Source organism: Tumidithrix helvetica PCC 7403 (assembly GCF_965232925.1).
In the GTDB taxonomy this organism is placed as follows: Bacteria; Cyanobacteriota; Cyanobacteriia; order Pseudanabaenales; family Pseudanabaenaceae; genus Tumidithrix; species Tumidithrix helvetica.
Genome location: NZ_CBDDRA010000025.1, coordinates 44,305 through 56,891, shown reverse-complemented (window position 1 = coordinate 56,891; position 12,587 = coordinate 44,305). Strand labels below are relative to the sequence as shown.

Genomic DNA, 12,587 nt, shown 5'->3' with positions numbered 1-12,587 from the left:
TAAAGGAAAACTTTTAAGCTTTTTAACTTTTACCCTGAAAATAGGATTGAATCGAGCGCTCAATTTATTTCTTAAGCTATGCATTGCTATCTAACTTTAGAGCTATGGTTGTTCCAAAACATCACCCAACAAGGTGAGGTTCAAACCATCCTATTTTAGTGCCTAAATTTTGTTTTTTTTCAGGTAAGACCTCAGCATTATCAGTTACAAAATCTTCTGTAAAAAAATAAAGCTATTTTCTGTAGTCAAGATCGGCAATTGATTCGTTCAAATCTTAGCAAATTGGAATTCGGCAAACTTTAAGCTCAATATACATTATTTAGTGATTTTTCACCATTTTCTGATATTTCAATCCAAGCGTGGTTCATCAGCAATTATTTCTTTACCTAGAATCGTAGATACTGTCTTGAGAGTCAAGAGAGAATCGGGCAATTTGTGAATTGCCCCTACGACATACAAACGATTTAGGCTTGCTATATTTGGAAAATCAAGCGACGACAGGCTAAAGCGCTTACTTCCTATAAATGGTGGAATCGATAATTTCAAATTGATTTTGGTTGTAATTCTCCAAGTGGGGATGCATAAAGCCGAAGCGGATCGTGTCAGCTTTTACTCCACCTGCAAACTCTTCTACTTTAAATTCGACTCTGTGGGCAGGAACCACCTGCTCGGCACATAATGAAGCGGAGATTTCAGTATCTTGAAGGTTAAATCGAAAGCAAATGGGAAACAACAAATTGTTTTGAATGCGAAGGTCTTTATAACCATAGACAACCGTTGCATCAGACCCTAAGGGGGCAAACCGAGTTTCGTCTGTGTATAAATCTCGCGAGTGGGGATATCGCTCGATTGCAATGAGTCCTGCTTTGAGTGCGAGGAAGTATAACAAACCTGATAGCTGGCATAACCCTCCCCCCACATCGGCACTGAGTTCATCCCCCAAGATCGTGCGACCTTCTAAATAACCTTTGTTTTTGTCGGGTTTTCCAATCAAGTGCCAAAATGAAAAAATTCGATCGGGATGAATGAGCACGTTCTCAATCTTTTGAATGGCGATCGCGAGGTTATGTTTTTTACTCTCTGAGTAGCTGGTTGGGTAAATTGCCTGGGCGATCGTTATTTGAGGCTGAAAAGATTTTTGCTGTTCGGTCGTAATCTGATTAAACTTCACAAACCTACTAGACTTTCTTGTTGCTCGATCCAGTAGGTGTCTTTGCGCAAGTTTGAGGTGCATTTTTAGATTAGATGGAACCAGATGCTTCATTGATTTTTTGGATTCATTGATTTTAAGATTTTTTACGATCTTCCTCTTTTTGGGATCCATCCCTTAACGAATTTAAGCAAATCGGTCGTAATAATACCCTGAGGAAAAAAGATGCTCCCTAACACAATTAATAAACCAAAAATAATCAAGCGACCCGCACTCAAAAATTGTGACAGCCAAATCGGGATGCCTTCAATGCCAGCGATCGCGCGCAGAATTTCAGGCAGAGCGGTAAGAACCATGCCCCCCACCACAGGCCCAATAAAAGTTCTGGAGCCACCAATCAGTACAAAAGCTAAATAGGTAATGCTGGCATCAAAGGTGCCTTGACGGGCATTCCAAGTATTGAGAAAGTGGGCACTCAGCGCCCCAACTATACCCGCTAAAATTGCCCCCAAGGTAAAAGACAAAACCTTGTAATAGGTAGGATTTATACCCATGGCATCGGCAGCCAGCTCATCCTCGCGAATGGCGATCAAGGCTCGACCGACTCTGATCCTTTCTAGGCGATACATAAACACCATGCTGAGCACCAATAACGGTAGTGCAATCCATAGATACTCAATGGGCGTGCGAAAGGGCTGCGGAATATCAAAAATTCCTACTGCTCCGCCTGTAATCTCTTGAGTCTCCGAGAAAATTTGCAAGATGCGTACAAATGCGATCGTCGCGATCGCTAAGTAAATTCCCCTTAAACGTAGAACGGGAATCCCCAGCACGATCGCCAAAAGCCCTGAAACGACGCCAGCAATCAGCATCTCTAAAAACAGCAGGGGCATTGAGGAAAGCTCACCTGTAGCAGGCACGCTCACCCTAATCGAAATAATTGCGGCAATATAGCCACCCAAGGCATAAAACCCAGGCGTCGCCAAAGAGAGCTGCCCTGCCATCAGGGGTAAATACACCGAAATTCCCAAGATGGAACCCAGTACCATCTGCACAATTAGAGAACCATAGGTATTAAAAAAATCTGCCATTGTGGTTTAGGGATCATCAAGTTGATTGCGATTAAAAAATTGCCAGTGAGGTTCAAAAAAGTTGGAGCTGCTGGGCGGGCTGAGCCAGTTTTGTCCAAGGCAAAGACGGCACAGGTAGGTTTTGCTGCTCTAACATCTGTTGAAAATAGAGAGCATTGTGGGGCGATCGCTCCTCAATCGGACAGTGCATAAAGAAATAAATGCGTTTGTTTTGCTGCAACCATGTCTCAATCCAAGTCACCCATTCTGCTAAAAAAGGTTGGTTATAGGAGCGATCGGGATGGCTGACAAAGCGGACGAAACTAAAATCAGTAGTCATGCTGACTTGCAGGGGGAGTCTAGGTTTACGCCGTTCGGATGGCATTGACTCAGGTAAAAAAGGTTCGGGTGACTCATAAATCGGTCGAGAGTCTAGTAAGACACGCCCAATGCCGAGTTGTTGTAGGGTCTCCGTCAGATTGCTGGCATAGGGCTCGCGAAACCAAGCAGGATGACGCACCTCTAATGAAGTGGTATAGCCGCTTTGAGAAAGGGCTTTGAGAAATTGGGTGAGATCGTTGGTATGAGCAGGGCTGTAACTGGGGGGTAACTGGGCAAATGTAATGCCTAAGCGATTCCCTAAGCCACCCATTAATTCTAAAAACTTGAGCACCTCAGGAATCATCGGAGCCAGAAGTCCCTGATGGGTAAGAGCCTTAGGAATTTTAGGGCAAAATGTAAATCCTTGGGGTGTTTCGACAGCCCAACGTGCCACAGTGTCTTTGCTAGGCGTCACATAAAATGTTGTATTCCCCTCTACAGTTGTGAAGCGTTGGCTGTAGAGTTTCAAGAAATTTGTTGGTTGACTTTTGGGCGGATAAAAATCCCCGATCCAGCCCTTGTAAGCCCAAACAGCACAGCCCAGAAAAAAATTAGGCGTAAAATTATCCACAGCCAACTAGCCTTTTACTTGGCTGAGCAGCTGCTTAATGGTCTTAAGTAACTCAGGTGGATGGTAAGGTTTGGTCAAATAAGCGTCAGCCCCCTGCTTCATTCCCCAATATTTGTCAAACTCCTCACTTTTGGTCGAACACATGATCACGGGGACATCTTTTGTGGCGGCATTATTTTTAATCCAACGACATAGCTCATAGCCATTCATCCGAGGCATCACAACGTCTGTTACTACCAAGTCTGGCGTCGTCCCCTTCATTTTTTCAATTGCCTCAGCCCCATCTTGAGCTTCGATCACATCCATACCTTGCTGTCTCAGTTGCCCTGAGACCATATCCCGCACCATTGCACTGTCATCTACAATCAAAATCGTCGCCATATCTACCTTCCTGCTAAACCTACTTTAGCGTTGACGGGATGGGCTAGCTCACTCATATTACTTATATGCCTGATTTTTGCCGCCAACATACCTATTAGTCTTTGTTTTTCTAAAATATATAAGTCTTAAATATTTATTCAGCATACACGACATGAAATCGCTACCTGGTTGCACATACAACAATTAAGTAAGTCAACAACCATGTTTATTTATGAAGTGCCTTAGCAAGGATCAATCATATATGCTGTACGCCTCTAGTAGAACATCAGGGAAATTATTAATCGACAGTATAACAGAATGCAAATTGTTTAGCGTATCGTGCGTTAACAACTCAGCAGTTCTCAAGTATGAAAATAGCGACCTAACCCATTGCATAACAGTTAGGATCGATGTGCAACTTTTTTAAAATGCATGGATGGCATGAGATTTTATATCATTCCCCCAAAAGCGGCATCGCCGCTTTTGGGAAAACCGCGCATTGCGTGGAACTCAAATCTCGATCTATTGCCAATTCAATTGCCAGTGATATAGCAATGATGCCTGATTCATAAGCAATTTTTCTTTGCCTAGAATCGTATGGACAATTCATGAATTGTCTATACATACAAAGCAAATAGGGTTGCTATATTACAAATTGGTGAGTGAAAAAAAACAGGCATTTAGCCTGCTTTTTAGATATTAATTGTGAGAATTGCGTAGTTGTTAGCTTCGTCAGCTTTAGAAGTTTAGTTCCACAGCTTGAACCTTTTCAACTTGCTTCTTCTTCAAAACTAACATGACCTGAGTCGCAATCACGGAAGCAAAGAAAGCTAAGAGCCATTGAATTCGTCTTGGATCTTGCAACACAATTTCGCCATCGGCTTGTCCAAACCCACCCACATTAGGATTTTTGGTTAGGGGCGCACCTGCCTTGACGGAATCATATTGAGTTACGATTAATTCAGGACCAGCAGGAATCTTTTCGACAACAGGGTTTCCAGTTTCAGGCTGAATGGTTACTTCGTAGCCACCATAGATACCTTCATCTTCATTGGGGGCGATTTCTGAAATCTGAGCAATCGTACCAGATACAGGCGATGTATATTCACCATTGTTGCTCTTTAGACCTGTTGGGTAGATCTGACCGCGACCGCGATTGCCACCAGCATGAACGGCGTACTTGAGGAAGTGAACGCTCTTGTCTGTAGCAGGATCGGGGGATAGCACAGGGAAAACGATTTCAGAATATTCATCGCCTGAAATTGGACCTACCAACACAATATTTTCTTTGGTGTCACTGTAGGGCTGATAGTAAATATCCTTGGTTTTTTCTTTTAATTCTTCAGGAATGCGATCTTCTGGAGCAATTTTAAATCCTTCGGGCAATACCAAGACTGCGCCGATATTTAGCCCGCCCTTTGAACCATCGGCCGTAACCTGCTGTTGGCTATGGTCATAGGGAATTTTAATCACTGCTTCAAATACAGTGTCAGGCTTAACAGATTGGGGCAACTCCAATACTGTCTTTTTTTCGGCTAGGTGACAGTTCGCACAAACAATTCGACCCGTTGCCTCTCTAGGATTTTCATAGGCTTCTTGGGCAAAGTAGGGATAGGCTTGAACGGGGGATGCTGCTAACCCATAAAACAGAATAGTTATAGCAGCGATCGCTACGAGCAACGTCTTTTTCATCGATTATGGTTTAAATATCTAAGAAATATATAAGTGCAAAATTATGGAATCAGTTTTTGATGGGTAATGAATATCCCACAACTGATCGCTGAAAGCGAACCAAATCTATGACCACCAAGGTGCTTCGTTGGTGCGGAAATCAGTTTCTTTCCAAGGGGTAAACTGTACCTTGTCATCAGAAACTGTGGTATGAACCAAGGCAAGAGATAATGGCGCAGGTCCACGTACTACCTTACCTGTATTGTCATACTGAGATCCATGGCAAGGACACATAAATTTATTGGCGGCTACATTCCAGGGGACAACACAGCCCAAATGCGTGCAAACGGCGTTAATTCCGTAAGCCGCAATATCTTTGTTATCAGTCACAACTAAATAGGTTGGATCGCCTTTTAGACCTTGAGCCAGTACGCGATCGCCAACCTGATGCGTAGCCAAAAATTGGGAGGCAACAACATCGTTACCAAGAGCATCTTTGGCAGTTACACCACCACCACTACCACCGCTAGACGGTGGCACAAAATATTGCACTACGGGATACAACGCCCCTAGTATTGTGACACCAGCCGCTCCACCAGTTAGAAGATTCATAAACTGGCGACGACCCATGCTAGGCACATCACCTGATACGGAAGCTTGACTCATACCTGAAATTTATCCTTCTTATTTATCCTTCGCTCTTAACTGCAATGATTTCCACAGACTTACGATTTGTTATTGGCTGATTGTGATTGGCTTAATAACGGGCAAGCGTGAATATTACATTTTGTATCTTGTTCTGTACCATCATATCTACTATCTCAGCCCTTCTCGCGATTTGTTTTGCAACGAAATGTTAACTAAGCTGATTTTGTAAATAAGTGTGAAATTGTCAGATCTTTTTTATCCCTAATGTGCTGATAGCAGGCTATCGGGGCAAATATCTTTTGCGCGAGAACTTTTTATGCAAGCCTATAACAGATCGCAAAACTCAAATCTCTCGCTTCACAACTGCAATTGAAATTTGAAACAGTAAATTTATAAGGAGTTCACTTTTGGATGAATGAATTATTTTTAGAGACTTCTGGTTTTTGGGGCTTCTATAGCGATCCTTAATTGTTTGTGAACGTAGCAGGCAAGATGCCTGCGCTACAAATTAATTACAATGCATTTAGGATTGCTATATGTAAGATGAAAAGTAATCGATCTTCGGCTGAAACTAACGATGTTTTTTTACAGATGCTTCTGTAGCAGCTAGGGGATAGTAGCCTTATTTTTTGTATTGCCTCTATGTCCCAAAATCAGTCCTCGCAGTTTTCAAAATACCGAATCATAGGTCTGGTTGGCAGAGGGCAATTTGGCAGGGTTTTGTGTGCCCGTAACCGAGACACCAAAAGTTTGGTCGCACTTAAGGAGCTAGAACAAAAAAGATTTCCTACGAGTAAATTGCTGCGAGAACTGAGATTTTTAATCAGCTTGCAGCATCCCAATATTGTGTCCTGTATGTCACTCGTTCATAGCAAGAACTGTCGCTATCTTGTCATGGAATATTGTGCTTCAGGGACATTGAGGGAATTGATCGACCACCACGATCGGCTTTCGCCTCAGCAGTGTATCGCCTTGGTGATGGATATTTTATTGGGATTAGAACATGCCCACAATGCCGAGATTATTCATTGCGATCTCAAACCTGAGAATGTGCTGCTAACGCTCACAACAGGGGGATGGAAAGCAAAGCTCTCTGATTTTGGCATTGCTCGCCTGAGCCAAGAAATTGCTGAAGAAAATGGGGCAGGTAATACGGGTTCGCCAGGATATATGGCTCCCGAACGATTTTACGGTCAGTTTTCGATCGCTTCGGATATCTATGCTGTTGGCATTATGCTCTATGAGTTACTGTTAAAAGATCGTCCTTTTACTGGCAAGCCTTCTGAGTTAATGTCCGCTCACATGAATCAAAGAGTATCCATTCCTGATTCAGTACCTCGATCGCTGCAAGCAATTATCATAAAAGCACTCCAGAAGCTTCCAGCCCGTCGTTACACGACAGCGCGGCAAATGCTGGAAGAATTGCAAGCGATCGCCAAGTCACCCGAAGTGATGAACCTCGTTCTAGAGCCAATTTCCAGTCTCAACGATTTACCAACTGTCTCCTTAGCAGAGCGATCGGATTTACTCCTATGGCAAAATATGCCCGATCTCGTGGTATCAATTGCCTATTCGTCTCAAGAAAGTGAATGGATGTACTATGCCACAACATCCCAAATCCTAAGACAACAGGTGTCTCAGGATTTGAGCTTTTATGGGGATGAGGAGTTCGTTGCTAAGTTCAATCATCAGATTGCCGCGATCGTTATCCCCGCACAGCCAAGTGACATTGCCTTTGTCATTACTCGCCGCACAGTTCATCGCCAGATCGCAGGCAAATGGCAGACTATCTATCAAATCAGTCAAACTCCCGAAACTCAGACAGCAGAACTTCAAAATCAACAGTCATCTAAAAGCTTTCTCTGGGCGATATCCCCCAAAGCAGATTGGATTGCTGTTGCGATCGGCAATTCGCTAGAAATTAAGAACCTCAAATATTTAAGATCCGTAAAATTAGGATTTAACCAGCGAATTATCAACTTTCTTGTCGCGATTGACCAGCATCATCTCGTGGCGATCGCCAATCAACCCAATACCCAAGATAGCCGCCTCATGACGATCTCTCGCAGGGGAAATCTGATGGAAAAATTGACATTGCCATCCCTCATTGCTCTAGCGATCGCGGGTCAACCTTCTCATCGCTTGCTTTTGGTGGAGGCAAAAAATCCTAAAACCATTCTTTTGCTCGATCTCAAGCCTTATCATATTACGCGTATCGTCTTAGCCTATCAACCAATTTTAATTGCACCAACAGATTGGGGCTATGCGATTACAGGAGTTGGTAAAAACTCTCTAGCAAATCACGAATCAGTGGAAACTCGCAAAACAGCAATTGTCCTGATTGATTTTTACGGTCAGAATCTTGGTTGCTTAGAAGTAGAAGGAGAAATTGTGGCGATCGCGGCGATCGGTATCCAATCCCTAGCAATTTCTGTCATTCAAAATCAGCGCAATCGTTTATGTTTCATCGATCTAAAAGAGTTAGATATCGATCTAATTTTTTAGCAATCCTTTTTGATTGGTATTTTGATTGGTATGTAGAGGCAATTCATGAATTGCCTCTACGATTCTAGACTGACTGCTATATCTGGTCTCGGAAATACTGAATCTCGATCTTAAGAGTTTTCAACATCTTGTTTGATTGGAAGTTCTATCACAAATTCCGTACCTTGACCTTCCTCGGAAATGTAATACAGTTTGCCACCGTGTTTCTCGGTGATGATTTGATAGCTAATCGATAATCCCAGTCCTGTCCCTTTCCCAACGGGTTTAGTGGTAAAAAATGGATCGAACAGTTTGGCATCAAGGGACTTGGGAATGCCCCTGCCACTATCCGCAATGCGGATGGCAATATTAAAGGCATCGAGCTGAATGGTTTGAATGCGAATGCTTAAAGCTTTTGTTTGACCATCCTGCCATGTCGGCTGTCCGTTCACAAACGACCACTTACCGCGCGATTGCCCCTCCTCTTCTAAGGCATCGATCGCATTCACCAGAATATTCATAAACACCTGGTTTAACTGACTGGCAAAACATGCAATCGCAGGCAGTCTGCCGTATTCTTTCACGATCAGAATCTCAGGATGCTCCGGAGACGCCTTGATCCGATTTTGCAAAATCATCAAGGTGCTATCTAAACCATCATGAATATCAACAGGTTTAAACCCAGTTTCATCTGTGCGCGAAAAGTGATGGAGCGATCGCACAATCGACTGAATCCGCTCTGCCCCAATTTTGATCGAGGCAATCAGTTTGAGAAAGTCTTCTGCCAGAAAATCGATATCAATCTCTTCGGACTTGGCTTTAACTTCGGGCACAGGATCGCTATAGTGCTGTCGATACAAATTTAATAGATCGAGCAAATTTTCGGTATAGCTGTCGGCATGGGTAAGATTGCCATAGATAAAGTTCACAGGATTATTAATCTCATGGGCAATCCCCGCCACAAGTTGCCCCAAACTCGACATCTTCTCGGTTTGAATCAACTGAGCCTGCGTATGTTTTAGCGTACTCAGTGCCTTTTCTAATCGTTGTGCTTGTTTTCTCGATTGAACCTCTGACGCTCGTAAAGCTGTTTCTGCCGCCAGTCGCTCCGTAATATCGCGAAAACTCCAAACTCTTCCCACGCATATACTATCGAGACGCTGCGGCTGCGAATAACATTCTAGGGTTCTACCATCCTTCAGTTTGACCGTATCGAAACTATCCACCTGAACGGGTAGCTGCTCGAATTTATGCGTAAATGCCATTGGATCTTGGAGTCGATCGAGCATAAACCCCAAAATCTGACTGTCATGATGAGATGTGAGTATGCGTTGTGGGATGTGCCACAGATCGGCAAATTTTTGATTGCAGATCACGACTTTTCCTTGATGATCGACGACGAGAATGCCATCAGCACTGGCTTCTAAGGTGGCTCCCAACAGGGCAAAGCTGCGATTGGTTTCGGCCTCGGCGAGCACGCGATCGCTAATGTTTGTGTAAATTCCTACTGCCCCAGTTACTTTGCCTGAAAAGTCTTTGATCGCATTCGCCCGCAATGAAATGGGAATTATATGCCCCATGCTGTTGCACATTTCGATTTCATCACTCCAAGAGCCTCCAGCCATAACAGTTTTGAGGATCGTCTCGGAAATCAGCGGATTGGCAAATAGGGTTGGTGGTAGTCCAGGTGTTTTTAGCTCAGCCAAAGAATAGCCAAACAGATCGGAGAATGCCTTATTTACATATATCGCCCTGCTATTGGCATCAAAAATGCTCATGGCATCACTGGCACTCTCAAGTGCAGTACCAATCTGCAAAAACGCCTGCTCGATCGCCATGCGATCGCTGACCTCAGCTTGCAAAGCTACCTTTTGCGCTTCAAGTTGTTGCTCAAGCTCTGCTTTTGCTTTTAAGCAGTCCTGATATTGCTCAAAATCTGTCACTGACTATCCCCTCTCGTCCTATGAGTTAGCTTTCAGCTTTTAAGAATGTAGCTAGCTGCTCATCGCTTCTCGATCCTTACTTGAAGTATACAAACATTGTATCGCCCGCAATTTTGCTTAAATTGTGCAATTCTCTATAAATTTCCGATCGAATCGCAGGCTAAAATCTGGAAATGCCAACGCCCTGAATCTAAATATTTACTGAACTTAAGGCGATCGGGCGCGACCAAATTTTCAAAACAGCTTAAACACAATCAGCATGTTAAAATTGACCACTAGTGTTGTTAGCCAGTAAAGCTCAAAGCATCTCTAGGCTTTTACCTAGCGTTTTTAATCACCCTTAAAATGACTGGGGTATTTGAATTCTCAAGTTGTGATTCCCCAACCAGAATCTCAAGTATGAGTCTTAGCCATCAGACCTAATGTTTCAGTAATTAGGATCTGAAGTCTCGTATCCCTTAGGTTATATCCATGTGGAATGTCATATCATCCCAGCAGTATCCTGTTTTTGGCCCAGAGATCAAATGTCCGCACTGCCATCAAATTATTCCAGCCTTAATTTTGACTGATACCTATCTCTGTCCTCGGCATGGAGCATTTGAAGTCAAACCAGAAACCAAAGACCTCGTCCATCTCCAATCAGAGCGTCAATGGCGACTGTGGGAGGGCGAATGGTATCGACAACATACCCATCCAGATGGGATTCGCTTTGAGATTCACGAGACCCTAGATAAACTTTATACGCAAGGATACCGAGCCACAAAAGTAACGATCGCGCATCGCTACAAAGACTTGGTAAGTTCTTATTTAGAGCGCAGCCCCATTGACAGTGAAATTCAGAGACTCTATGGTTTGCTAGTCGAGTTTAGTCCCTCAGAACAAGTTGAGCCCCGCTGGGGGGTGGTCAACTTTGATATGGATAAAGAGTTTGGCGCGCCGCGTAGCTATCCTTACTTCCGTCCTTTTTGAGGCAGAGACTGAATATTGCTATTCGTATCCCCTGAGCCTTGAAACAGAGGAACCGCATGAAGCGGATCGGAGGTAAAAACACCTGGTACATTTAGGGTCGGACTTTGTGGTGAAGCATTTGGGGTAGCTGGTGTGACCGACACAGTTGGCACAAAATTAATCTCTGTTTTCTGAAGGTTGACATCAGAGGTATTGTCAACGACTTGGCGATCGAATAAGTTCCCATTGGTAGGGGTTACAGGCTCTCCCTGAGGCGATCGCAGCGTATTGGCATCACCTTTTCTGGGCTTGATCTGCCCCTCAACATTGGGTAGATCGGTATCGTTTTTTTGTGCCCAAACAGATTCAGCCCCTATGGCAACATTCCCAAAAGCCACAGAGAAGATGAGCGACACAGGGAACAAATAAGCCGTTTTCAGATGAGCTAATGAATAGATCTCACCTCTTTTCTTGTTTAACATAGCGTTTCGTCAAAACTCGATTTGAATCTACATCCATATTGTGACATGGAAAATAAATCGCAAGTTTATGCTTGCCTGCGATGCCATCTATAAAAATTTGTGGGATCGCCTAGACAGCCATCCCTAAATCAAAAATTCTTGGTATGAAAGAATCCCGATCGCGATCTGTACTATTCAACGGCTCGATCGGCAGTGGGTTGCGATCGCTGTTTGATCCGATCGATTTCAGCTTTAAACCCTAGTACCACGAGGATATTGGCAAGGGTTAAAAATGACTCCGCTCCACCATGCAACCAGTCCACATTCGCGAGCGTCTCGCCATAGGCTTTTAAGGCATAGATCCCTGCGGGAATTGTGAGGGCAACAAAGACTAACGTGCCATAGAACCCAAATAATGCGAGTCTAGGCATAAGTTTGGATTTTGTGATAAACCACAGGAAGGCAAGATAGGGGAATAAAGAGAGGGCAAAGATTGTTTCTTTGTTCATAAGATTTCCCGATCGGTTGTTGATCGGCTGCGCCAGATTTGATAAGCCGCGATCGCCAAGGTGCAATTTCCCACCAGCGTCATCGTCGCTTGAACCGTTACCAGCCATTCTAAGGCAGGCGGATTATCAAAGAAATGCCAGGTACAAGCACACATCGCACTAACTAAAGCGGGGAGCATGGCAAACGCTAGTCCGCGCCAGATTGCTTGCTGCGTAAGTTTGGCATATTCCCAAATCAACCAAATCGCGATCGCCCATTCCAGCACACTAGAAATATGAATAATCCATGTGGGAAAAGAAAGTGCATTCATGAATTTATTTTGGCTTTAGATGATACAAACGAGATGTTAGTAATTAGGCAAAATTGAAATTGCCAGCATTGCTATTCGAC

General features: G+C 43.7%; 12 protein-coding genes. 2 read left to right on the top strand and 10 right to left on the bottom strand.

Annotated elements, in window-relative coordinates; all coding sequences use genetic code 11:
- Positions 1 to 511: 511 nt before the first annotated feature.
- The 6 genes from ACP2WE_RS20025 to petC all read right to left on the bottom strand — a co-directional run bounded on the left by ACP2WE_RS20025 (position 512) and on the right by petC (position 5,869).
- Positions 512 to 1,171: a VanW family protein gene (locus tag ACP2WE_RS20025; RefSeq protein WP_425217310.1), complete on the bottom strand. Its 660-nt coding sequence runs from the start codon at positions 1,169 to 1,171 to the stop codon at positions 512 to 514.
- Positions 1,172 to 1,296: 125 nt separating this feature from the next.
- Positions 1,297 to 2,241 carry a branched-chain amino acid ABC transporter permease gene (locus tag ACP2WE_RS20020; protein ID WP_425217309.1) on the bottom strand — a complete coding sequence of 315 codons (945 nt, stop codon included), beginning with the start codon at positions 2,239 to 2,241 and terminating at the stop codon, positions 1,297 to 1,299.
- A gap of 52 nt (positions 2,242 to 2,293) precedes the next feature.
- A complete protein-coding gene (locus tag ACP2WE_RS20015) occupies positions 2,294 to 3,172 on the bottom strand; it encodes a DUF72 domain-containing protein (RefSeq protein WP_425217308.1) in 879 nt (292 codons plus the stop codon).
- A 6-nt stretch (positions 3,173 to 3,178) separates the two neighbouring features.
- Positions 3,179 to 3,553: a response regulator transcription factor gene (locus ACP2WE_RS20010; protein ID WP_330482517.1), complete on the bottom strand. Its 375-nt coding sequence runs from the start codon at positions 3,551 to 3,553 to the stop codon at positions 3,179 to 3,181.
- 717 nt (positions 3,554 to 4,270) lie between these two features.
- The gene (locus tag ACP2WE_RS20005) at positions 4,271 to 5,224 is read right to left on the bottom strand and encodes an apocytochrome f (protein WP_425217307.1); all 954 of its coding nucleotides are present in this window, start codon (positions 5,222 to 5,224) and stop codon (positions 4,271 to 4,273) included.
- A 105-nt stretch (positions 5,225 to 5,329) separates the two neighbouring features.
- Positions 5,330 to 5,869: a cytochrome b6-f complex iron-sulfur subunit gene (gene petC / locus ACP2WE_RS20000; protein ID WP_425217306.1), complete on the bottom strand. Its 540-nt coding sequence runs from the start codon at positions 5,867 to 5,869 to the stop codon at positions 5,330 to 5,332.
- Between the two features lie 624 nt (positions 5,870 to 6,493).
- Here petC and ACP2WE_RS19995 point away from each other — a divergent pair.
- Complete coding sequence (locus ACP2WE_RS19995; protein WP_425217305.1) at positions 6,494 to 8,356, top strand: serine/threonine-protein kinase; 1,863 nt, start codon at positions 6,494 to 6,496, stop codon at positions 8,354 to 8,356.
- A gap of 110 nt (positions 8,357 to 8,466) precedes the next feature.
- Here the strand turns inward: ACP2WE_RS19995 and ACP2WE_RS19990 are convergent, their stop codons facing one another.
- The gene (locus ACP2WE_RS19990; RefSeq protein ID WP_425217304.1) at positions 8,467 to 10,278 is read right to left on the bottom strand and encodes a PAS domain-containing sensor histidine kinase; all 1,812 of its coding nucleotides are present in this window, start codon (positions 10,276 to 10,278) and stop codon (positions 8,467 to 8,469) included.
- 471 nt (positions 10,279 to 10,749) lie between these two features.
- Between ACP2WE_RS19990 and ACP2WE_RS19985 the strand changes: the two genes are divergently transcribed.
- Positions 10,750 to 11,247, top strand: coding sequence for a TIGR02652 family protein (locus ACP2WE_RS19985; RefSeq protein WP_425217303.1), 498 nt, complete (start codon positions 10,750 to 10,752; stop codon positions 11,245 to 11,247).
- On the opposite strand, the gene ACP2WE_RS19980 is transcribed toward ACP2WE_RS19985, so the two are convergent.
- From ACP2WE_RS19980 to ACP2WE_RS19970, 3 genes are all read right to left on the bottom strand, one after another.
- Positions 11,229 to 11,708 (bottom strand): hypothetical protein, encoded by a 480-nt coding sequence (locus tag ACP2WE_RS19980; RefSeq protein ID WP_425217302.1) that lies wholly within the window; start codon positions 11,706 to 11,708, stop codon positions 11,229 to 11,231. The two genes, ACP2WE_RS19985 and ACP2WE_RS19980, sit on opposite strands and share 19 nt — an antisense overlap.
- Before the next feature lie 170 nt (positions 11,709 to 11,878).
- Positions 11,879 to 12,196: a DUF3593 domain-containing protein gene (locus ACP2WE_RS19975; protein ID WP_425217301.1), complete on the bottom strand. Its 318-nt coding sequence runs from the start codon at positions 12,194 to 12,196 to the stop codon at positions 11,879 to 11,881.
- The gene (locus ACP2WE_RS19970) at positions 12,193 to 12,507 is read right to left on the bottom strand and encodes a DUF2499 domain-containing protein (protein ID WP_425217300.1); all 315 of its coding nucleotides are present in this window, start codon (positions 12,505 to 12,507) and stop codon (positions 12,193 to 12,195) included. Before ACP2WE_RS19970 ends, ACP2WE_RS19975 begins: the two co-directional genes overlap by 4 nt.
- Between the last annotated feature and the right edge of the window lie 80 nt (positions 12,508 to 12,587).